The organism is Bacillus sp. UNC125MFCrub1.1 (genome assembly GCF_000701305.1).
In the GTDB taxonomy this organism is placed as follows: Bacteria; Bacillota; Bacilli; order Bacillales; family Bacillaceae; genus Bacillus; species Bacillus altitudinis.
This window is the reverse complement of sequence record NZ_JNIG01000009.1, coordinates 318,439-340,554: the sequence shown is the minus strand read 5'-3', so window position 1 is coordinate 340,554 and position 22,116 is coordinate 318,439. Positions and strand designations below refer to the sequence as shown.

General features: G+C 42.7%; 20 protein-coding genes. 18 read left to right on the top strand and 2 right to left on the bottom strand.

The window, feature by feature from the left end; all coding sequences use genetic code 11:
• Positions 1-80: 80 nt before the first annotated feature.
• The 8 genes from N521_RS01915 to abc-f all read left to right on the top strand — a co-directional run bounded on the left by N521_RS01915 (position 81) and on the right by abc-f (position 9,518).
• Entirely contained in the window at positions 81-971 is an 891-nt protein-coding gene (locus tag N521_RS01915; RefSeq protein ID WP_035389469.1) for an ABC transporter substrate-binding protein, read from the top strand.
• A 167-nt stretch (positions 972-1,138) separates the two neighbouring features.
• Positions 1,139-2,308, top strand: a complete 1,170-nt coding sequence (locus N521_RS01910; protein WP_035389468.1) for a macrolide family glycosyltransferase — start codon at positions 1,139-1,141, stop codon at positions 2,306-2,308.
• Positions 2,309-2,597: 289 nt separating this feature from the next.
• Positions 2,598-4,241: a nickel ABC transporter substrate-binding protein gene (nikA, locus tag N521_RS01905; RefSeq protein WP_035389467.1), complete on the top strand. Its 1,644-nt coding sequence runs from the start codon at positions 2,598-2,600 to the stop codon at positions 4,239-4,241.
• A 15-nt stretch (positions 4,242-4,256) separates the two neighbouring features.
• Entirely contained in the window at positions 4,257-5,186 is a 930-nt protein-coding gene (gene opp1B / locus N521_RS01900; RefSeq protein WP_035389465.1) for a nickel/cobalt ABC transporter permease, read from the top strand.
• Positions 5,187-5,191: 5 nt separating this feature from the next.
• A complete protein-coding gene (opp1C, locus tag N521_RS01895; protein WP_035389463.1) occupies positions 5,192-6,079 on the top strand; it encodes a nickel/cobalt ABC transporter permease in 888 nt (295 codons plus the stop codon).
• A complete protein-coding gene (locus N521_RS01890; protein WP_035389461.1) occupies positions 6,042-6,860 on the top strand; it encodes an ABC transporter ATP-binding protein in 819 nt (272 codons plus the stop codon). The genes opp1C and N521_RS01890 overlap by 38 nt, the downstream gene beginning before the upstream one ends.
• Entirely contained in the window at positions 6,854-7,624 is a 771-nt protein-coding gene (locus N521_RS01885; protein WP_035389460.1) for an ABC transporter ATP-binding protein, read from the top strand. Before N521_RS01890 ends, N521_RS01885 begins: the two co-directional genes overlap by 7 nt.
• Positions 7,625-7,958: 334 nt before the next feature.
• The gene (abc-f, locus tag N521_RS01880) at positions 7,959-9,518 is read left to right on the top strand and encodes a ribosomal protection-like ABC-F family protein (protein ID WP_197025606.1); all 1,560 of its coding nucleotides are present in this window, start codon (positions 7,959-7,961) and stop codon (positions 9,516-9,518) included.
• 15 nt (positions 9,519-9,533) lie between these two features.
• Here abc-f and N521_RS01875 read toward each other — a convergent pair whose 3' ends face one another.
• Positions 9,534-10,943, bottom strand: a complete 1,410-nt coding sequence (locus tag N521_RS01875; protein ID WP_035389456.1) for a polysaccharide deacetylase family protein — start codon at positions 10,941-10,943, stop codon at positions 9,534-9,536.
• Between the two features lie 310 nt (positions 10,944-11,253).
• Here N521_RS01875 and N521_RS01870 point away from each other — a divergent pair, with 310 nt between their 5' ends.
• From N521_RS01870 to N521_RS01855, 4 genes are all read left to right on the top strand, one after another.
• Positions 11,254-12,306, top strand: coding sequence for a FecCD family ABC transporter permease (locus N521_RS01870; RefSeq protein WP_035389454.1), 1,053 nt, complete (start codon positions 11,254-11,256; stop codon positions 12,304-12,306).
• Positions 12,303-13,304 carry a FecCD family ABC transporter permease gene (locus N521_RS01865; protein WP_035389452.1) on the top strand — a complete coding sequence of 334 codons (1,002 nt, stop codon included), beginning with the start codon at positions 12,303-12,305 and terminating at the stop codon, positions 13,302-13,304. The genes N521_RS01870 and N521_RS01865 overlap by 4 nt, the downstream gene beginning before the upstream one ends.
• A 16-nt stretch (positions 13,305-13,320) precedes the next feature.
• On the top strand, positions 13,321-14,217 hold the full coding sequence (locus N521_RS01860; RefSeq protein ID WP_007500130.1) for an iron-hydroxamate ABC transporter substrate-binding protein: 897 nt from the start codon (positions 13,321-13,323) through the stop codon (positions 14,215-14,217).
• A 133-nt stretch (positions 14,218-14,350) separates the two neighbouring features.
• Entirely contained in the window at positions 14,351-14,575 is a 225-nt protein-coding gene (locus N521_RS01855; RefSeq protein ID WP_008347764.1) for a phage holin, read from the top strand.
• Between the two features lie 292 nt (positions 14,576-14,867).
• Here N521_RS01855 and slrR read toward each other — a convergent pair whose 3' ends face one another.
• On the bottom strand, positions 14,868-15,338 hold the full coding sequence (gene slrR / locus N521_RS01850; protein WP_017368091.1) for an HTH-type transcriptional regulator SlrR: 471 nt from the start codon (positions 15,336-15,338) through the stop codon (positions 14,868-14,870).
• A 257-nt stretch (positions 15,339-15,595) separates the two neighbouring features.
• Between slrR and N521_RS01845 the strand changes: the two genes are divergently transcribed.
• The 6 genes from N521_RS01845 to N521_RS01820 all read left to right on the top strand — a co-directional run bounded on the left by N521_RS01845 (position 15,596) and on the right by N521_RS01820 (position 22,110).
• On the top strand, positions 15,596-16,327 hold the full coding sequence (locus N521_RS01845) for a YveK family protein (protein WP_007500132.1): 732 nt from the start codon (positions 15,596-15,598) through the stop codon (positions 16,325-16,327).
• The gene (locus N521_RS01840) at positions 16,317-17,000 is read left to right on the top strand and encodes a CpsD/CapB family tyrosine-protein kinase (RefSeq protein WP_008347761.1); all 684 of its coding nucleotides are present in this window, start codon (positions 16,317-16,319) and stop codon (positions 16,998-17,000) included. The genes N521_RS01845 and N521_RS01840 overlap by 11 nt, the downstream gene beginning before the upstream one ends.
• A gap of 165 nt (positions 17,001-17,165) precedes the next feature.
• Positions 17,166-19,040 (top strand): polysaccharide biosynthesis protein, encoded by a 1,875-nt coding sequence (locus N521_RS01835; RefSeq protein ID WP_017368090.1) that lies wholly within the window; start codon positions 17,166-17,168, stop codon positions 19,038-19,040.
• Positions 19,006-20,145 carry a glycosyltransferase family 4 protein gene (locus N521_RS01830; protein ID WP_017368089.1) on the top strand — a complete coding sequence of 380 codons (1,140 nt, stop codon included), beginning with the start codon at positions 19,006-19,008 and terminating at the stop codon, positions 20,143-20,145. Before N521_RS01835 ends, N521_RS01830 begins: the two co-directional genes overlap by 35 nt.
• Before the next feature lie 2 nt (positions 20,146-20,147).
• Positions 20,148-20,987, top strand: a complete 840-nt coding sequence (locus N521_RS01825) for a glycosyltransferase EpsE (RefSeq protein WP_017368088.1) — start codon at positions 20,148-20,150, stop codon at positions 20,985-20,987.
• Positions 20,980-22,110 carry a glycosyltransferase family 1 protein gene (locus N521_RS01820; RefSeq protein WP_035389450.1) on the top strand — a complete coding sequence of 377 codons (1,131 nt, stop codon included), beginning with the start codon at positions 20,980-20,982 and terminating at the stop codon, positions 22,108-22,110. Before N521_RS01825 ends, N521_RS01820 begins: the two co-directional genes overlap by 8 nt.
• Positions 22,111-22,116 lie beyond the last annotated feature (6 nt).

Below are 22,116 nucleotides of genomic sequence, written 5' to 3'. Positions count from 1 at the left end.
AACTTTACATCTATACCAAACTATTTATGCTATAATTAATAATCATTCTCAATTAAAGGTGGTTTCGTCAGTGAAAAAAAATGATTTGGCTTATGAGTCTGCTGGCAGTATTGTTGGTGGCTTGCGGGCAGAAAGACAATAAAGAACAAGAATCAAATACTCGTACATATACAACTGAAACGGGTGAAAAGATCACCATTCCTGACAAGCCAAAGCGTATTGTTGTGTTAACAGCGCAGCTTGGAAATTTTAAAAAGTTAGGTGTGACACCTGTTGGCATGACAGATGTTTATCCTAAATCATCCTTTTTAGATGAAACAGGTGTGAAGAGGGTGCCGATAGAAAATGTGGAGGCAATCGCCAAACTGAAGCCTGATCTCATCATTGCTTATTCACAAAATGATCAAGTTGAGAAATATAAAAAGATCGCAAAAACAATTACTTTCACAACAAGTGAGCATAGCTTCAAAGAGATGCATATTGAAATCGGAAAGATTCTTGGAAAAGAATCGTTAGCGAAAAAACAAATACAAGAAATGGACGAGCAGCTGAAAAAAGACGGCAAAGAGGTCAAAGCAAAAATTGGTGAAGACAAGACGTTTTCCATTATGGATGTGCAGCCTAAGCAGGTGTACTTATTTGGTACAGACTTTGGTCGTGGAGGAGAGGTTATCTATCAAGGGTATGGATTCAGTTTGCCTGAAAAAGCAGAGAAAGCCCTACCAAAAGAAGGGTATCTCGGTATTTCATTAGAAGAGATGAATGAGTATACAGGTGACTATTTACTTGTACCAACAAAGGATGGAAAAGCACCGAATCCTGATATTACAAGCAGCGGTGTATGGAAGAAGAATAAAGCAGTGAAACAAGGACATGTTTTATCCTATTCAATCAATGAATTTATCTATGCTGATCCAATCTCAATTGAAAAACAGTCTGCTGCGTTTAAACAAATGCTGATCAAAAATTAATAGAAAAAAGATAAAGCACTTAAACAGGAGGCTTTGTCTTTTTTTCTGCTATCCTCTTAAAATACTAGCCATAAGACTCATTTCTGCCCTTTTCAGGCGTATTTGTTGAGCCCGATCACTGTATATGATTAACATGGAAGGGAATTGACAATAAGGAGAGGATTCTTGTGGCGAAGGTTTTAATGATTACGTTCCCAGCTGAAGGACATGTGAACCCAATGTTAGGAATGATAAGAGCATTTGTTGATCGAGGTGATGAAGTGCATGTGGTCACAACTGTCCATTATCAAAAGCGGATCAAACGCTTAGGCGCTCACGTACATATACATCCAGATTATATTCGCACATTAAGTGTCGAAGAAAGCGATTTAGAGTCCATGCAGCCATTTTTCCATGCCATGCTGCAAACGTCATTAGACATTTTAGAAGTGGTGGAAACTCTTTCTCAACAGCATTCATTTGATTTGGTCTATTTTGATATGTTTGGAGCAGGTGAGCTTGTGCGGGATTACTTACAGATTCCAGGCATTGGTTCGAATCCTTCTTTTGTGCTGCAGGAGGCGCATTTTGATACACCTCTATACAGAAAAGATGAGAAGGCGGCTCATCTGTTAGAAGAAATACATGAACGTTTTGGCGTTCAGCCAAAGCATTTGATGCAATTCATGAAAAACCGTGGAGAGCTGAATATGGTGTATACAAGTGAATATTTTCAGCCGTCTGTTGATGCATTGGATGATTCGTTTGTTTTCATTGGACCGAGTTTTCTAAAACGTGCTGACCAGCACGATTTCCCATTAGAAGCGCTTGAGCGGGAGAAGGTTGTCTTTATTTCAATGGGAACGGTTCTTGGAGATACTGAAGCATTCTTTAATATGTGTATTGATGCCTTTGCCGACTTTGATGGAAAAGTGATTCTCGCAACTGGTGAAAAAATCGACATGTCTCTCCTAAAAGAAGCGCCATCTCATTTTCTCATCGAGCCTTATGTGCCGCAGCTTGAAGTCCTTGAACTGACAGATGTGTTTGTGACCCACGGCGGGATGAATAGTGTCAATGAAGGTATTCATTATCATGTTCCAATGGTTGTCATCCCAGTTGACAAAGATCAGCCGATGGTGGCAAAAAGACTGACGGATCTCTCTGCTGCTCGTGCACTCGATAAAGACGAGCTGACAGCAAAGCAGTTGAGAGATACTGTAGAAAGTGTACTGGGAAGTGACACGTACCGTGCTGGAATTGAAAAGATTGAAGAAAGTTTCCAAACAGCAGGTGGAACAGAAAAAGCATTACGTGTCATTGATCAGTTTATGCAAGCGAAACAGACTCAATCATGAGTCTCTCAGCGTGTAGACAAACCCTCGAATTCGCCCGCAGGTCTGTGCGCTGGTGCTCGCCCTTCCTAGACTGCAAAGGTTTTCTTTCACGCTGAAAAGAAGACAAAGAGCTAAAATAAAGATCATTTTAGCTCTTTGTCAACAACCTGACAGACTCAATCATGAGTCTGTTTTTTCGGTGAAAAAAGACATTGTATTTCCCAGATCTGTATGCTAATATTCAATTCGTAATCATTTCGATTGATAATCGTAATGATTACGATAAAATGAACATTTGGGGGAAGTACATATGAATCATCAACCTGTTTACATAAAGAAAAAGGACGAGAAAAAGCAGTCCTTTGTGACATATACCTTGATGCTGTTTTCAGTCATGGCTTGTTTTCTATTGGCATCTTGTTCTGAAAATAAGACCTCTTCCAGTTTAAGTGGAAGAGAAGATGATGAACTGGTGTATGCAAGTACAAAAGATATAAGAGACATTAATCCCCATCTATATGGCGGGGAGATGGCCGCTCAAAATATGGTGTTTGAATCGCTTGTTGTGAATACGGAAAAAGGCATTCAACCTGCCCTGGCCCAAAGCTGGGATATTTCTAAAGATGGAAAAACCTACACATTTCATCTTCGAGAAAACGTGACTTTTTCAGATGGTGAGCCATTTAATGCGAAGGCTGTCAAAATGAATATTGATGCAGTTGTCAAAAATATTGAAAAAAATGCTTGGCTCAATCTCGTGTCAGAAATTAAATCCACAAAGGCTGTAGATGAACATACATTTGTTCTCACATTGAAGGAGCCCTATTATCCAACATTAGAAGAGCTTGGTTTAACACGTCCATTCCGTTTTATTTCTCCCAAAAGCTTTATTGATGGCACCACATCAAAAGGCGTCAAAGGTTATGCAGGTACAGGTCCTTATGTGTTAAAGGAACATAAGAAAAATCAATATGCCATTTTTGAAGTGAATCATCACTATTGGGGAAAGAAGCCAAAGATTTCAACAGTGAAATGGAAGGTCATGCCGGATCACCAAACGATTTTACTCGCTCTGCAAAAAGGGGAGATCGACCTCTTATTTGGAGCTGATGGTGACATGATCGACGGAGATTCATTTCAGGCTTTAAAAGAAGCTGGTCAATATGGGGTAACCGTGAGTCCTCCTGTTGGATCAAGATCTATTGTGATCAACTCCAATCAACCAATAACACAAGATCCAAAAGTAAGAGAAGCATTTCAATATGCCATTCAAAAAGAGATGATTACAGAAGGGATTTTAAATGGAACTGAACAGGTGGCACATACACTGCTCGCCCCATCAGTCCCTTACGCAGATATTCCGCTTAAAAAGAAAACCTATCAAAAAAAGAAAGCAGAGGCATTATTAGATGAGGCAGGCTGGAAGCTAAAAGAAGACGGCTATCGCTATCAAAAAGACAAGCCGCTCAGCGTGACCATTTATTATAATTCGGATAATGCAGGTGAAAGAACGATTAGTGAATCGATTCAGCAGGACTTCAAGCAGGTTGGAATCAAGCTGGATATTAGAGGTGAAGAAAAACAGGCATTTTTAGATCGTCAAAAAACAGGAAAGTTTGATCTTATGTACTCTCTATCTTGGGGACTTCCTTATGACCCTCAAACATACGTCTCTTCATTCCGTGTTGCATCCCATGCTGATTATCAAGCTCAGTTAGGATTGAAAAAGAAAAAGTGGCTGGATGAGACCATTACGAAAGTATTGGTGGAGCCGGATGAGCAAAAGAGGGCACAAATGTACCGAGATATTTTGACGTATATTCATGATGAAAATGTGTATATCCCTATTTCCTATTCTGTGACAAAGGCCGTTTATAATAAGCGCCTCAAAGGTGTAGATTTTCATGTATCTCAGTATGAAATTCCCTTTGATCGAATGTATTTTTCGTCATAAATCGGAGGCTGAGACATGACACGCTATATCATAAAACGATTATTGCTTCTTTTGCCGCTCATTGTATTCATTACGTTTTTTGCGTTTGTGCTACTTGCGATGCGTGCGAGTGATCCAGCTGAGGTCGCTTTACGTGTGAACCAAGTAACCCCAACGGAAGAGATGGTTGAATCTATGCGTCAAGAGCTAGGCTTAGATCAACCGTTTTTCATACGCTATGTCACATGGCTTAAAGACGGATTAACAGGTGATTTTGGCAGTAGTTATGTCACACATGAGCCTGTACTTGACCTGATGATGGAGGCACTTCCTGCGACTTTACAGCTTGCAGGGATGTCCCTTTTGTTTATTATTGTGCTGAGTTTGTTATTCGGAATGGTATGTGCATATGCGGCACATACATGGTTGGATCGAATCGTGAGAGCATTTGTGTTTATTGCAGCTTCCATGCCTAGTTTTTGGTTGGGCATTTTGTTTATCTGGCTTTTTTCAGTCAAATTTAACTGGGTCAACACGAGTGGAATGGAAGGATTTAAATCGATTCTTTTGCCAGCGATGACTTTATCACTTGGCTACTTATCGACCTATGTGAGACTCATTCGAAATCAAATCCTAAAGTTTCAGCACGAGCCCTTTGTTTTTTATGCAAGAGCTCGTGGTTTAAAGGAACGAACCATTCAATTGAAGGTGATGAGACATGCCCTTCAACTAGCAGTAACAGCACTCGGTATGTCAGTACCAAAGCTCATTGCAGGAACCGTCATTATTGAAAATCTCTTTGCTTGGCCAGGGGTTGGCCGTTTGTGTGTAACAGCTATTTTTCATGCCGATTTCCCTATTATTCAAGCCTATTTGTTTGTGATGGGATGCCTGTTCGTTGTGTGCAACCTCGTTGCTGATGTCATACAAATGATCATGAACCCGCAGTTAAGAAAGGAGGTCTAAAAAATTTGATCGTATGGAATCAATTAAGAAAAGATCGAATGGCTATTCTGTCTATCTGGCTTTTGGTACTTGTCACATTAGCTGGGCTGTTTGCACCGTTTCTAGCGCCGCATGACCCAACTGACACGAACATTCTTCAAAAATATGCTGGTGTGAGTCTAACATATCCCCTCGGAACCGATCAGCTGGGGAGATGCGTATTGTCCCGGCTCTTATATGGTATTCGGACAACGATGCTTGCTGCCGTGCTGACAATGTGTATCACGATGTTCATTGGTACGATACTTGGACTTGTAGCTGGCTTTTTTAGAGGGAAAGTTGATGGAGCTCTAATGAGAATATGTGATGTCATGCTGTCATTTCCAGCAGAGGTGATGATTTTGGCCGTTGTGGGCATTATGGGACCTGGGCTTTTCAATATTATTTTGGCCAATGTCCTTGCAAAATGGGCTTGGTATACAAGGATGATTCGTTCGTCAGTCCTGCAATATACGAATGAACCATCTGTTCAGTTTGCGAAAGTATCTGGGGGTTCACCTTTTTATATCCTTCGAAAACATCTATTTCCTCGCATCTCAGGAGAGATTGCTGTCTTTGCTACACTTGACGCAGGCTGGGTCATTTTAAATATTTCTGCTCTGTCTTTTCTTGGATTAGGTGTGAGTGCACCTACACCGGAATGGGGCATGATGCTCAACGAGGCGAAGAATGTCATGGTGACGCACCCGGCTCATATGCTCCCGCCTGGACTTGCGATCTTATTTGTGGTCATGGCACTGAATTTTTTAGGAGACAGTCTTCAGCAGGTCATGAACCCTGCCATGCACCTTACCAACAAAAAAGGGGGGAGACGGTTTGCCTTTCATCGAGATAAAAAATCTGTCCGTACATGATCCGATTCAACAAAAGGATTTAGTGGCAAATATCACGTTTACATTACATAGACAACGTTGTTTAGGCGTTATTGGAGAAAGTGGAAGCGGAAAATCAACCGTTGCAAAAGCATTAATTGGCCTTATCCCTCCTTCGCTAGAGATGATTGGGACCATTTTGTTTGACGGTGAAAAATTGACAAGTCAGGCTTCACAGCAGTGGAGAGGAAAGCGAATTGGCTACATTCCACAAGATGCTATGAATGCGTTCAATCCAATTGAAACAATTGGTCATCAAATACTTGAAACGTTCCAGCGGCATTTGGGTTTACGTGGAAAAGAAGGGACAGCACATGCGATCACTGGGCTAGAACGTGTCCATTTAAACAATCCGCATATGTTAATGAAAAAATATCCTCATGAGCTGTCGGGAGGAATGCTTCAACGTGTCGTGATTGCCATTACGATCATGCTTTCTCCTGACGTGATCATTGCCGATGAGCCTACAGCATCATTAGATGCATATAACCGGCGCGAAGTCATCACACAATTACAGAGGCTGAAAGAAGAAACAGGAGCTGCCTTGATCATCATTTCGCATGATTTAGGCGTCGTTCAGGCAATCGCTGATGAATTGTTGGTGATGCACCAAGGGAAGATGCTTGAGCATCGTCATGCAAAAGAGATATTTACATCACCTGAGCATCCTCAAACGAGGCATTTACTAGAAACGAGGCTTCGCTTATCGACCCCCCTTGAAGCACTGAGGCAGCAGAAGAGAGTGAGGGCATTCCCATGCTGATCACAGCAAATCAACTACTTAAACATGGAGAAGATAAAGGACGCTTTTTTCATAAAGAGGAATCCATAGCACGCATAGCTCAGGTTTCATTTCAGATTGGAGAGGGTGAATGTGTCGGGGTAGTCGGTGAGAGTGGCAGTGGTAAAAGTACAATAGCACGTACACTGCTTGGTTTAGAAACATTAGACGGCGGAGAGATAAAGATAGATGGATGGCCAGCTCATACATGGCGTAAGATGAACCGGGGGAAAATGAGTGTTGTTTTTCAGGATTATCTATCTTCTGTCCATCCTTCCTTTACAGTGAAAGAGATCATAGCAGAACCCATGCAAATAATAAAGCGAAACATGGATGTGAATCAAAAAGTGTTGTCCCTGCTCAAGCAAGTAAGACTTCCATCGTCTTTGCTAAATCAATATGCTCATCAGCTAAGCGGCGGTCAGCTCCAGCGTGTATGCATAGCAAGGGCCATATCGACGAATCCAGCCATTCTCATCTTAGATGAAGTCCTTAGCTCACTTGACGTTTCTGTCCAAGTTCAAATATTGGAGCTTCTTGAAACATTAAAGCAAGAGTTAGATATGACCATTCTCATGATTACCCATGATCTAGAGGCAACCGTTTTTTTATGTGATCGACTTCTTTTTTTACATGAGGGAAAACTTGTGGAAGAATGTAAAAGTGACCAGCTGTTTGAAGCGACTCATCCATTTACGCTCAAGCTAATAGACTCACTCATGCCTTTTCAGCTTGACAAAAAATAACCAATCTTTTATCGTATACGTAACAAACGACGGAAGGGTGACCCAATGCAATGAAGTACTAATCCTATGACCTGTAAGCAAAATGAAAGAACGAAGGCAGTGAGCAAACGATATGTGTTGCTATGTTTGCTGCGTTTTCATTTTTTAGCTTCGGAATAGGATGGTACAGCTTGGGAATCAAAGATTGAAGTGATGGATACGGGGGAGATGTGTGCTCATTTGATGAACCGCATGTCATTCTGTATCGATACGCTTATTTTTGTACACCATTTTGCCTCCTATTCTGAGAATGGGAGGCTTTTTCATGTCTCCTGATACGAAAGGAGAGGGTTGGATGTTACTGAGAGCCCACCAATTAAAAGTATTTCGAAAGGATCGTTTGTTATTTGATATAGAGGAGCTTGCCATTCATCAAGGGGACCGAATCGGCCTTGTAGGGACAAATGGCAGTGGGAAAACGACATTGCTCCATGTACTGGCGGGGAGGGAAAAACCAGACAGCGGCACATTTGCACACACTACAACTTGTACCCTGCTTCCTCAACTAAAGACAGGAGATGGCAGACAAAGTGGCGGAGAGATGACACAAGCTTATATTGAAAGAGCTTTAAGCCGGCCTTCTGCCCTTTTATTAGCCGATGAACCCACGACTCACTTAGATACGGAGCATATTGAGTGGCTAGAAGAAAAGCTTCGTTATCATCAAGGTGCTCTGATTGTCGTCTCGCATGACCGTGCTTTTTTAGATGCGTTATGTACAGACATTTGGGAATTGGAGGATGGGAAACTCAAACCATACAAAGGCAACTACAGCGATTTTGCCCGGCAAAAAGAACTCGAACATCGCCAGCAAGTGGAGGCGTACGAGGCGTATACCCAGAAGAAAAAACAGTTAGAACATGCACTGCAAAAGAAAATGAAAAAAGCCGACAAAGCGACAAAGCCATCTCCAAAGCTGAAATCCTCAGGGCCTAAAATTGCAAAGCCTTATTATGCAAACAAGCAAAAAAAGCTTCAAAAAACAGCCAAATCTATTGAAACAAGAATGGAAAAATTAGAAAAGGTGGAGAAGGTAAAGGAAGCCCAGCCTCTTCAAATGACGCAGCACACCATGAAGGAAGTGGCAAGCCGCACCATTTTTCGTGTCGAACATGTAGATGGCAAGGCAGGAGATAAAGTCCTTTGGAAAAAGGCGAATGTAGAAGTAAGAGGCGGAGACAAAGTCGCGATCATTGGAAAGAATGGGAGCGGTAAAACGACATTTCTCCGAATGCTTGTAAACGGTCATCCCGGGATTTTTCGTTCAGAAGCCGTGAAGATTGGTTATTTCAGCCAAGATCTTTCAGGATTGAATCTAGATGAATCGATCTTACAAAATGCACTGGAACAGGCGATTCAAGATGAGACAATCGTTCGCACCGTTTTAGCGAGACTTGGGTTTCGGGGAGACGATGTGTATAAGCTGACGAACGTATTAAGCGGCGGGGAACGGGTGAAGACGATGCTTGCCAAGCTGCTCGTCAGTGATGCCAATGTTCTGATGCTTGATGAACCGACGAACTTTTTAGACCTTGCGGCAGTAGAAGCGCTTGAAGGACTTTTAAAAGATTACCCGGGCACAGTTGTGTTTGTCTCCCACGACAGGCGGCTCATTGAGCAGGTGGCTAATCGTATTCTTCATGTGCACGAGGGGACCATTGAACGCTTTGATGGCACCTATGAAGAATATAAACAAAAGGAAGAAAAGCCAGCTGCTACAAAGAAAGAAGAAGAGCTCCTGCTGATTGATATGCAACTGTCTGAAGTGCTCAGTCGTTTAAGCATCGAGCCTTCTCATGAGCTTGAAGAGACGTTTCAAGCATTGTTAAAAAGAAAGAAGTTGTTAGAGTCATAAAAAAAGCCCCTGTGTTTACTGCACAGGGGTCTGTTCGTTTCGTTCTTTTTTCAATTGTTCAAGTTCGCTGACTGTGACAAGCTGGTAGCCTTGTTTGGTCAGTTCATGTATGATCTTCACTGCTGCTCGAGCAGAGCTGTCATAAATATCGTGCATGAGTACGGTTTTGCCATCTGCTGCATGTGAGAGAACATGGTTTGTGATCTGCTGGCTGTTGCGAATTTTCCAGTCTTCAGGATCGACATCCCACAATGAAACGTTCATGCCAACCGCTTGATTGATGTCGGGATTTGTTCCTCCATATGGCGGTCTAAAGTGCGTAGGAGTATAACCGCTGGCCTTTTCAATCAGATTCTGCGTGTCTTTTACTTGTTTGACCGCTTCTTTTAGAGGGAGTCTCGTTAATAAAGGATGGTTATATGAATGGTTTCCGATCTCATTTCCGCCCTTTAAAATGTCGGCAAGCATTCCAGGATAATACTGCACCCTGCTTCCTAATACGAAAAAGGTGGCGTGTCCTTTATTTTCCTTCAGCGCTGCTAAAATGGTTGAAGTTGTGGCTGGGTTTGGACCGTCATCAAATGTGAGTGCGATGGCTTTTTTATTCGGATCAAGCTTTGGCTTTTGCGGCAGCTTGACGGCTTTTCTTTTTGGATTCGGTTCTTTGATTTCATTCTGATTTTTGGTCTTATTCATGTATTCCGGCTTCAAGATATCTTTTAGCAGCGTCTTTTTGATCGCCAGCGTTTGCGGACCTAAGTCCTTTGCAGCTACTTGAGAAGCTGGGAAATAGAACTCTATATATTTCTCTTTTAAGGCGAATTGACTGAAGTTTTGATCAGTAGGGGCTGTTCCTTTTTGAAGGAGTGATAGATCCTTAGACAAGGTTTTATCTTTTTTAAGCTCCGTGTATGTAATATAGGATAATTTTTTCAAATAGTCCTTTTTGGGTTGAAATAAATCTTTTGTGTCAAGAAAGTCTTTTTTCTGAAAATCAAAATTGATTGTGACGTGATGAGTGGTCCCATTTTGCTGACCTGTATATGTGTAGGTCGTAAAATAAATGGCCGCAGATTGTTTTGCATAGTGCACCATGTCATAGTCAATATTCAGTTCAAACCGTTTGTTTTCATCAATGTCCTTTGCTTCACTAAATGTCTTTTTGAAATGCTCTAATGCTGAATTCGCATAGCTTTGAATCTTGTCATCTAGCTTTTTTTGATGAAAAAGTGGATAGTTCACCGCATATCTCATAAACTTCCCGTCATTTACAAGAGTGACAATTTCAACATTTTTATAATTCGTATCCTGCTTCACATTTTTCTTCTCTGTACCGCTTGCTTGCTGATTTTGAAAGAATGCAACTGCTCCAATGACGATGGCAAGCGCAAATAGGATGATACTCCATTTTCCCTTTACTGACACAACTTTCAATTCTCCTCTCATGACGGGTCATTCTTTATTTCTTTGACATCTGTTTGTAATATTTTTATAACATTTGACTTACTTTTGTAATTTTAGGGGATTTTCATGCGGAATGTCAACTATTTTCCTATTAAACTACTGTAAAAAATGATAGGTCTTTCAGAACGAAAAAAAGCAGAAGGAAAGAATTCTCTTATTTGCCGTCTACCAATACCTTCAATAATTAAAAAATTGAGCCGTACATTGATTTTTCAGAGGCTGACGGCTATAATTTTGATGATTATGATTCTCATTTTCAAACTGACTTTTAATGAAGAAAAGGATGACACCGATTTTGCCGGATAAGCGAACATCTCAACAAAAACGATCATCACCTATTTTGTTCTTTTTATTGTTTTTTCTCGCTGTCATTGGTTTATTGGCGGCTATGTTTTTGGCTGTTTCCTACGGTGCAAAGTCATTGTCTTTGCAAACGGTCTGGACAGCTGTGTTTGACTATCACTCTCATGTGACAGAGCAGCAGATCATTCATGAATTAAGGCTTCCTCGTGTGCTAGGAGCGGCGCTTGTTGGAGCGGCGTTTGCTGTGGCAGGTGCGCTGATGCAAGGCATTACAAGAAATCCGCTGGCAGATGCGGGGATATTAGGCATTAACGGCGGTGCGATGTTTGTAGTCGCTCTCTGTTTTGCTTTTTTTCCAGGAATGCCTTATTCCGCATTGATGTTATTTTCTTTTTTTGGTGCCGTTCTCAGTACACTGCTGATCTTTGCCATTGGGGCGGCTGGCGGCGTGCTGACCCCACTTCGGCTCACTGTAGCTGGAGCTGTTGTTGCCGCATTGCTGCATGCGCTAAGCTCGGGTATCGCCATTTACTTTGATCTCAGTCAGGATCTGGCTTTTTGGTATGCAGGGGGTGTGGCAGGTGTCAAATGGCCGCAGCTGATGATCCTTGCTCCAGTCATTCTCATTGTCATCGTTTGGGCGATGTTATTAGGACGATCCCTCTCGTTATTATCACTTGGTGAAGATGTAGCTGCGAATTTAGGGGTGAAAACCAGGCAAGTGCGAATACTAGGTATGGCTGCTGCGGTTCTGCTGGCAGGCGTGTCTGTATCGGCGGTTGGGTCTATTGGGTTTGTCGGGCTTGTCATTCCACATATTGCACGAAAGCTGGTTGGGGTCAATTATCGTTTCGTCATTCCGATGTCAGCGATTTTAGGCGCAATGCTTCTCGTCTTCGCTGATCTTGCCAGCCGGACAGTAAATCCGCCAAGAGAGCTTGCCATTGGCGTTATGGTGGCACTTGTTGGTGTTCCTTTCTTCTTATATATTGCCAGAAAAGAAGGGAGGAACCTGTCATGAAAGAGAAACGGCGTGCTCTTGTCGTGACAGCCGTTTTGCTTTGTCTGAGTGCGGCTGTCGTGCTGTATAGTTTAAATACCGGCACGCTGAAACTCAGTCCTCTCGTTGTCGTCAAAACGTTATTTGGCTTTGGAGATTTCCAAAGTGAGACGGTGCTGTTTGATTATCGTCTGCCTCGAATCGTCGTGACGATACTAGCTGGAATAGGTCTAGGCATCGCAGGTGGCATTTTGCAGAGTTTATCCCGCAATCCACTGGCTGATCCTGGGATTATTGGTCTGAATGCAGGAGCCGCATTCGGCTTAATCATCTTTGTGACGTATTTTCACGTACTAGAAGGAAATCCATCTTTACTCATTCCGCTCTTTACATTTGGTGGAGGCCTACTTGCGGCGTCAGTCATCGTTCTTCTTGCGTACGACAGGCATGAAGGGCTTGTACCTATCCGGCTGATTCTTGTTGGAATTGCCGTAGCTGCGGGGTTTAGTGCATTGACGTTATATTTGTCATTGAAACTGGATGAAGATACATATACCTTCGCTTCAAGGTGGCTTGTGGGAAATGTATGGGGAAGAGACTGGATTCATGTACTTGCGCTCCTGCCTTGGATCGTATGTCTTGTCCCGCTTACGCTCATGCAGTCCAGCACACTCAATGCGTTAACGTTAGGTGATGCCGTCGCCTCAAGTGTCGGAATACGTGTACAGCGTAAACGTCTGTTGTTACTCACCTTAGCTGTAGGTCTAGCGAGTGCAAGTGTATCGATGACAGGCGGAATTGGTTTTATTGGCCTTGTTGCACCTCATTTGGCGAGGCGTCTTGTCGGCTCACTGCACCAATATTTTTTACCAGTAAGTGCCCTGCTTGGGCTGTTGATTCTGGTCAGTGCCGATACAATCGGACGTTCCATATTTGCCCCAAATGCCATCCCAGCAGGTGTGGTTGTGGCTTTTATCGGAGCACCTTATTTTCTCTATTTATTAACAAAAACAAAATAAGAAAGAGGAACTCATCATGAAAAAAGTACTTGTGTTTGGTTTAACGCTCTGTTTCTTGATTCTTGCCGCTTGTGGTCAACAGGAAACAAAGAAGACAACAAATCAAGATGAAAACGGAACACCTAAGATTGCATCCTTGTCGATTCATTTAACAAATGATTTATTAGCACTCGGTATAAAACCTGCTGGCTCTGTTGTAGGGGGAGACTTAAAAGATTTCCTTCCACATGCGAAGAAGCAGCTCAGCCAGACGAAAAAGCTGGGCATTGCAGCAGATCCTGATATGGAGTCGTTGCTTGCTTTAAAACCAGATGTCATTTACGTCGATGAAGAACTAGCTGGACAAGACTTATCAAAATACAAAAAAATTGCCAAAACCGAAGTGTTTAATTTAAATGATGGCACATGGCGTGATCATTTGAAAAAAATCGGCAAGCTCGTCAATAAAGAAAAAGAAGCCGATCAATATATTAAGGACTACAATCAAGAAGCAAAAGAAGTCAAATCACTCATCCAGAAAAAGATTGGAAATGGAAAAGTGATGGCGATTCGTGTAACAGCAAAAGAGCTTCGAGTATTTAGTATGAAACGTCCGATGGGGCCAATTTTATACGATGATTTAGGACTGACACCTGTAGATGGTGTGAAAAAACTGGACAGCAAACGTCCATTTGAAGTCATTTCTCAAGAAGTGCTTCCTGACTTTGATGCAGATGCTATTTTTGTCGTCGTGAATCGTGATGATAAGGCGCAACAGGCATTCAAACAGTTAGAGCAGACGCCGATTTGGAAAGGCCTAAAAGCTGTGAAGAAAAACCAAGTGTATCCGATTGCCGATCAGCCCTGGCTAGATTATTCAGCTCTAGGCAACAAAATGGCAATGGATGAAGCAAAAAAGATGTTCTCTAAATAATCAGCACATAAATCAAGGCATCATTCCGCATCTAGGCATGATGTCTCTTTTTTTGATTCATTCTTCTATTCATTCGCTTTTTGCATACATATGAGAGGGAACGAGCAGTATCGTCCAAGGGGAGGGGTTACAGTTGAAGGTTCAAAAAATTAGTGCAGGCACTATTGCGAGGCTTGTGCTGCTTTTATTGGCACTTGTGAACAGCGCTCTCACCGCTGCAGGAAAAAGCCCAATTCCAATTGATGAAGAAGGTGTGCAGCAATTCATTACGTTAGCTTTTCTTGGCATCACATCACTATGGGCCTATTGGAAGAACAATGATATTACGAAAAAAGCACGAACCAAAAAAGAAGAATAACAGAAAACAGAGCCTTTTCATGCAAAAAGGCTATCAGCGTGTAGAAAAACCCTCGCATTCGGTGTCAGTCCTGCGCTTCGGTGCTCACGAATGTCAAATTCGCTCCGCTCCGGTGCTCGTCCTTCCTAGACTGCAAAGGTTTTCTATCACGCTGAAAAGAAGACAAAGGGCTAAAATCAAGTTCATTTTAGCTTTTTGTCCATAAACTGAATAGAGCCTTTTCATGCAAAAAGGCTCTATTTCATCGAAGCGACAAGCGCTTCTCCCCGCAAATTGGTTTTATCTCAGTGGCTTACGCCCGGTGTTCTCCCATATTGGTAAGAAACGCTTTCACTTCCTCGATGGTTAAGCCAATGGCCTTTGCTTCACTCATGAGACGTTTCCATTCTGACATATTTGAGTCGGTCAGCTTTCTCTGATTGACATGCAACGTCTTTCCTTCCTGCTCCTTTCTGTAGGTTTGGAGCAGCTGATACAGTTCTTCTTTAGGCATGCCGGATTGGACGGCATGAACGATATGATCCCGCCACTCCTGTTCACCGCCCTCAGCGTAATGAAACATCATCGTTTCTGCATCAAACAGCTCTTGTAAATCAATGTCTAGTGATGAGGATACCTTTTTTAAAAACTGGACAGATGGATTACGATGGACACCACGCTCAATCTTACTCAAATACGATTTAGAGACATGGGCATCTTCAGCCAACTGCTGAATTGAGTATCCTTTCCTCTTTCGGTAAATGCGTATCACCTTTCCTATCATTCGATATATGATCTCCCTTCTCCCCGGCGAATCGTTCTGCGACCTTTTCGTTCATTATAAGAAATAAATTGTTCTTTATAAAATTCAAAAACGTAAGAAACAGGAAGTAAACAAAAGAAAACGAACGATTTCGTTCTTTAAAAAGAACTATAAGACCTATTATGACATTTTTCTTTGCGGGTATTATCTTTTATAATCCAATCATTAACAAAAAGAAACCATATATAACCTTTTTATGATGAAATCGGGAGGTATCTATGAATGAGAATATAGGTTTTAAGCAGCTGTTTTCTGTCATAAAAGAGAAAATGGCCCTTCTGATCCTGATTGTCCTGATCGTAACGGGCATTTCAGCCTACTATCAGTTCTATGTCTCGACTCCTGTATATCAGGCAACCACTCAAATTCTTGTTCATAAACGAAGCAGTGATGCACAAGCGAATTTAAACGATATTCAGATGAACCTTCAATATACACGTACCTTTCAAGTCCTATTAAAAAGTCCAATCGTTATTGAAAAAGTAAAAGAAACACTCAATCTTACAGAATCGGCTGAAGGATTAAAACACAAAATTGCCACAAGTACAGAAAATGAGTCAGAGGTCATAAATATTTCTGTACAAGATGAGGACCGAGCGAAGGCAGTAGCCATTGCGAATACAGCCACAGAGGTGCTGCAAGAAGAAATCAAAAAAACCATGAATATGGATCGCATTAATGTTTTGTCTGAAGCCAAGCTGTCCAACACGATACTGATGAACTCACGTAAATTCGTTCACATTGTTCTGGCACTAGGCGCCTCTGTATTAGGGGGAATGACACTCATTTTCTTAATGAATTTACTCGATGATACGGTGAAACGAACACATCAAATAAGAGAAGAGATCGGATTGCCGTCGCTCGGCAGTGTCTATCAGATGCATGCAGACAGGAGGGCAAAAAAAGACAAGCAGTCCGTCATAACGGGAGGACAGAACATTGATTTTTAAGAGGAAAAAAAGAGAAAAAAGAGATTTATCCTGTATTTCTGTATTAAATCCTCACTCTGTCATTGCGGAACAATTCCGAACGATCCGAACGAACATCGAATTCACGTCGATTCAAACGAGGCTGAAGTCGATATTGGTCACATCCTCCTTGCCGAAGGAAGGAAAATCATTTACGGCTGCAAACTTGGCAGCTGTTTTTGCACAGCAGAAAAAACGGGTTTTGCTCATGGATGCTGATTTACGTAAACCAGCCATTCATGAATATTTTGATCTGAGTCCGCACACCGGTTTGACCAATGTGCTATTAAATAATTGCAGTTTGGAGGAAGCCATTTTGCCTACACCGATTGAGCATTTAGAGCTGCTTCCGAGTGGGACCATTCCGCCAAATCCCGCTGAGCTGCTTTCCTCCTCTGTGATGAAGCAGCTATTTTACGAGATTGAACAGCAGTATGACATGGTGATTGTTGATTCCACACCGCTTCTGCCTGTAGCCGATGCAAAAATATTAGCGAACCGAACGGATGGAAGCATTCTTGTGGTGTTAAGCGGTAAAACGAAGATTGCCGCTGTGAAGAAATCAAAAGAAGTATTAGAGGGGACGACAGGGAAACTGCTTGGGGCGATGCTAAATGGCAAGAAAGTGAAAAAGGGAAGGCACTATATGTATTAAAGAGATTGATAGGTGATGTCTCCTAATCTTTAACAACGGAGGCACTCGATCCTGCTGTGGGCATGACATATGCCTTAGATGCTCGTCATCGGTAGTGGGATGTGAGGACGGGTTTGATGCCCATTTTATGTAAGAATAGTGATGCATTAAAAAGGGGGAGGAGCGTTGACTTACGCCCAAAGATTATCAATCATCGTGGCACTAGATTCATATCTCATTTTAGTAGCCGTCTTTTTTGGCTTTCAATTTGTTCAAGAGGCAGCGTTAACCGTATATACATTTGAAATGCTCGTCATTTCTTCGCTCAGTCTACTGATCGGGCACCATTTGTTTTCGTATATTTTTCACGTGTACAAGCAAGTATGGGCCTATACAGGGGTTAGAGAGCTATTTTCTTTAATGAAGACCTTTGCGTGTTCATTTTTATTTTCCATGACGATGCTGTACATTTTTGTGCAGACATGGCCATTTCGCTTTTTATTTATTGTCTGGCTTTTCCATGTGTTATTCATCGGTGCATCTCGTATGGCATCCAGGCTGTTTCATGATGGTGCGAAGCGGTATCAAGTTGAAAAGGAGCGGGCACTAATCATTGGCGCTGGATCAGCCGGGACCATTATCGTTCGTCAGCTTCAGCAGTCGAGTGATGTACATATTGAGCCGGTCGCTTTCATTGATGATGACAAAACAAAGCATAAGCTTGAAATTATGGGGCTGCCTGTTCTTGGGGGAAAAGAACATATTCAAACGGCTGTTGTGATGATGGATATTCAAAAAATCATTATCGCCATTCCATCCAAAAGCAGTCACACATTAAAAGGACTGTATAAGGAATGTGTAGCGACTGGAATCAAAACACAGATTATGCCGGAAATGGAACAGATTTTAAAAGGAACCCATGCGCTGAATCAATTGCGGGATGTACAGCCAGAGGATTTGCTTGGAAGAGAGCCGATTCAATTAGATACAAGCCGTCTATCCGTTCACCTAAAAGGAAAAACGATTATGGTGACAGGAGCTGGCGGGTCTATCGGGTCAGAAATCTGTCGTCAAATTTGTGTATTTGCCCCTCGGGCGATCGTGCTTGTGGGACATGGAGAATTTAGCATTCATTCTATTTTACTAGAGCTGAAAGAATTGTATGGAGATAGCATTAGCCTATATCCACAAATTGCGGATATTCAAGATAAACAAAAAATGAGTGAAATCGTTGGTCATTTTCAGCCGGATATGATTTATCATGCCGCCGCTCATAAACATGTCCCGCTCATGGAAATTAGCCCGAAAGAAGCGGTGAAAAACAATATTATCGGGACAAAAAATGTGGCAGAAGCTGCACATGAGCACGGAGTTGAAACATTTGTCCTCATCTCATCTGACAAAGCGGTCAACCCTGCCAATGTGATGGGAGCCACAAAGCGGTTTGCTGAAATGGTGATTATGCAAATGGGGGCAAGCAGTGAAACGAAATTTGTCGCCGTTCGGTTTGGGAATGTACTCGGGAGCAGGGGGAGTGTCATTCCAATCTTTAAAAAACAAATTGAAAAAGGCGGGCCAGTGACCGTCACGCACCCAGCCATGACAAGATATTTTATGACGATACCAGAAGCATCAAGGCTTGTTATTCAAGCTGGTGCACTAGCAGAAGGAAGGCAGATTTTTGTTTTAGATATGGGGGAGCCAGTCAAAATTGTCGACCTCGCAGAAAACCTCATTCACCTCTCAGGCTACACCACAGACCAGATTCCCATCACATTTACGGGTATTCGTCCCGGAGAGAAAATGTACGAGGAGTTACTCAACCAGCATGAAAAAGCACAGGAGCAAATTTTCCCGAAAATCCATATCGGCCATGCCTTGGATGGTGATCCGTATGTGCTGAACCGCTTTATTCACGAATTTAACATGATGAGTGACGATCAATTAAGACAGGCCTTGTTTGCCGCCATTGAGTCGCATGATGTATTGCCTGAACCGATGCAACGAGAGGAGGAGCCACTTGCTAATGAAGAAAAAAGTCTTGTTTTGCGCAACGGTTGATTATCATTTTAAGGCGTTCCATCTCCCGTATTTCAGGTGGTTTCAGGAACAAGGATGGGAAGTGCATACAGCGGCAAATGGCCAGCTGGAGCTGCCGTATGTGGATCAAGCGCATTCCATTCCGATTCAGCGTTCCCCTTTTCATTTGCACAACCGGCTTGCTTATGTGGAGCTGAAAAAGCTGTTAGAAAAAGAGCATTATCAGTTCATCCATTGTCACACACCGATGGGGAGTGTCATTGGCAGGCTAGCGGCGAAAACAACACGCAAAAAAGGGACGAAAGTTCTTTACACAGCGCATGGCTTTCACTTTTGGAAGGGGGCACCGCTTCAAAATTGGCTGCTTTATTATCCAGTTGAGAGATGGCTCGTTCAATATACAGATGCACTCATCACCATTAATGGAGAAGACTATGAAAGAGCCGATCGTCTGTCAAAAGAGAAGGCAGCTGTGCATTATGTTCCCGGTATGGGTGTCGATATGAAGCGGTTTGCACCAGTTGATGACACAGAAAAAGACCGCCTTCGCAAAGCATATGGTTTTACCACGCAAGATTTTATCGTGCTGTGTGCTGGTGAATTAAATGACAATAAAAATCAAGGAATGCTCATCAAAGCTTGCGCGCAGGTGTATCGGAATATACCACAAGTGAAAATTGTATTTGCTGGAGAAGGGACAAGTCGGTCGTCCTATGAAAAGCTGGTCTGTCAGCTGAATCTTGAGGAACATGTACAGTTTGCGGGATTTTGCAAACACATCGAAGATTGGATGCATATGAGCGATGTATGTGTATCAACCAGCTTGAGAGAAGGACTTGGGATGAATCTTCTTGAAGCGATGTCTGCTGAAAAGCCGGTGATTGCAACAGAAAATAGAGGGCATTGTGAGCTCGTCAAACATGGAGTGAACGGCTTTTTAGTCAAACCGCATGATGTGAATGGTTTAGCCGTTTATTTACAGCAGCTCTATCATAAAAAGGACCAGCTCCATCTGATGGGGAAAGCGGGACGGTCTATGGCTCACGCATTTGCACAGGAGCAAACGGTGAGTGCAATGGAGGAAATTTACACAACGTATATGGATCAAACAGAGAAGGTGATGTGAGCATGCGTCAGCCGAAAGTATCGATTATCATGGGTGTTTACAATTGCCAAGAGACAGTAGAAGAAAGCATTGAATCGATTCTCCGTCAAACCTATGAAAACTGGGAGCTCATCATATGTGATGATGCATCAACAGATGGCACCTATGAAAAAGTGCTGCACTATACCATGCGTGAACCCGATAGAATTCGCCTCATCCGAAATGAACACAATCAAAGACTTGCCGCCAGTTTAAATCGTTGTCTCACTGAAACGAATGGAGAACTGATTGCAAGACAGGATGGCGACGATATATCGGTGTCTACACGATTAGAAAAACAGGTTCGTTTCCTTGATGCACATCCGGAATATGATGTAGTTGGTACGGCGATGACGGTGTTTGATGAGTCAGGGACGAAGGGCGTTCGAGCACTTGTCTCAGAGCCTGATCGAAGGGTACTAGCAAGAGGAACGCCTTTTTGTCATGGGACGATTATGATGAGAGCGTCTGCCTACAAGGCTTTAAATGGCTATCGTTCTGTCAAAACAACCAGACGGATGGAAGATATCGATCTTTGGATTCGTTTTTTTGCTGCGGGGAGAAAAGGCTTTAATCTGCAAGAGCCCTTATACCTTGTAAGGGAGGATGAAGCGGCCTTTCAGCGCCGGAAATTCCGATACTCAATGGACAATGCCTGGCTTGTGTTAAAAGCATGCAAGCAATTAAAATTGTCGCCGTTTGATTATCTCTTTGCGCTTAAGCCGGTCATCCGTGCCTGTATGTCACCAAAGATCATGAGGTTTTATCATCAGCGGAAACTTGGAGGATCTATGGTGAAAAGGAGGACGATTCGGGATGAGTGAGCCAAAGCGTGTACTTCATGTTGTGGGCGGAATGAACAGAGGCGGTGCAGAAACGATGATCATGAACATCTATCGTGCAATCGACCGAAATGTTCTTCAATTTGATTTCATTACCCACCGAGAGGATGTCTGTGATTACGATGAGGAAATTCGTCAGCTTGGCGGGCGGATTTTTTATGTCCCAAGTATTGGAGCGTCCTCTCCATGGACGTTTGTCAAAACGTTGACGAAGACGATTAAGCAAACGGGACCTTATCAGGCGGTGCATGCACATACAGATTTTCAAACGGGCTTTTCTGCCCTTGCTGCGAAACTGGCAGGTGTGAAGATACGCATTTGCCATTCACATAATACGGCTTGGAAACAGTCTCCTAGCCGGGTGGATCATTTGATGCTCAAAGGATTTCGTCAGCTGATCTTTGCCTTTTCTACGAAGCTTGTTGCATGCGGTGAAGATGCCGGTGTCTTTTTATTTGGACAAAAAAGAATGCACGATGGACGAGTGGACATTTTGCCAAATGGGATTGATTTGAACCTTTTTTTTCAGTTGGAGCCAGAAGCGAAGGTGAAGATGAAAAAAGACCTCCATCTTCACGAGAGAAAACTGATCATTGGACATATTGGCCGATTTCATGAGCAGAAAAACCATGTTTTTTTCATCGAATTAGCGCAGACACTGAAAAAACAAGGGGTCTCCTTTCAGCTAGTTCTCATAGGAGATGGGCCGCTCCGGCCAGTGGTTGAATCGTATGCAGTGAAAGCAGGATTAATGGAAGACATTGTGTTTACGGGCGTTGTCTCAGAGGTTCCGCAGTATATGAAAGCATTTGATGTGTTTGTGATGCCGTCTTTGTTTGAAGGTCTTCCGCTCGTATTAGTGGAAGCGCAGGCATCTGGACTCCCATGTGTGATTTCAGATCATATCACAAAGGAAGTCGATTTAGGTTGTGGGCTTGTGAAACGGAAGTCCTTGCAAGATTCAGCACATGAGTGGATGAAAGCCATACTAGAAGCCTACCATGCAGACCCTCCTCTTCAGGAGACGATTATTTCTCAGCTTGGCATTAGAGGATTTGATGTGAAACAGAACATCACCCGTGTGATGAATGTGTATGGATTATAAGGAAGG

Bases quoted from the DNA above. Each gene is read 5' to 3' on its own strand.
- N521_RS01860 (WP_007500130.1), top strand. From the start codon at position 13,321: ATGAAAAAAGTACTTGTGTTTGGTTTAACGCTCTGTTTCTTGATTCTT.
- nikA (WP_035389467.1), top strand. From the start codon at position 2,598: ATGAATCATCAACCTGTTTACATAAAGAAAAAGGACGAGAAAAAGCAG.
- N521_RS01870 (WP_035389454.1), top strand. From the start codon at position 11,254: ATGAAGAAAAGGATGACACCGATTTTGCCGGATAAGCGAACATCTCAA.
- N521_RS01825 (WP_017368088.1), top strand. From the start codon at position 20,148: ATGCGTCAGCCGAAAGTATCGATTATCATGGGTGTTTACAATTGCCAA.
- N521_RS01830 (WP_017368089.1), top strand. From the start codon at position 19,006: ATGAAGAAAAAAGTCTTGTTTTGCGCAACGGTTGATTATCATTTTAAG.
- N521_RS01845 (WP_007500132.1), top strand. From the start codon at position 15,596: ATGAATGAGAATATAGGTTTTAAGCAGCTGTTTTCTGTCATAAAAGAG.
- abc-f (WP_197025606.1), top strand. From the start codon at position 7,959: ATGTTACTGAGAGCCCACCAATTAAAAGTATTTCGAAAGGATCGTTTG.
- N521_RS01820 (WP_035389450.1), top strand. From the start codon at position 20,980: ATGAGTGAGCCAAAGCGTGTACTTCATGTTGTGGGCGGAATGAACAGA.
- N521_RS01885 (WP_035389460.1), top strand. From the start codon at position 6,854: ATGCTGATCACAGCAAATCAACTACTTAAACATGGAGAAGATAAAGGA.
- N521_RS01865 (WP_035389452.1), top strand. From the start codon at position 12,303: ATGAAAGAGAAACGGCGTGCTCTTGTCGTGACAGCCGTTTTGCTTTGT.
- opp1B (WP_035389465.1), top strand. From the start codon at position 4,257: ATGACACGCTATATCATAAAACGATTATTGCTTCTTTTGCCGCTCATT.
- N521_RS01915 (WP_035389469.1), top strand. From the start codon at position 81: ATGATTTGGCTTATGAGTCTGCTGGCAGTATTGTTGGTGGCTTGCGGG.
- slrR (WP_017368091.1), bottom strand. From the start codon at position 15,338: ATGATAGGAAAGGTGATACGCATTTACCGAAAGAGGAAAGGATACTCA.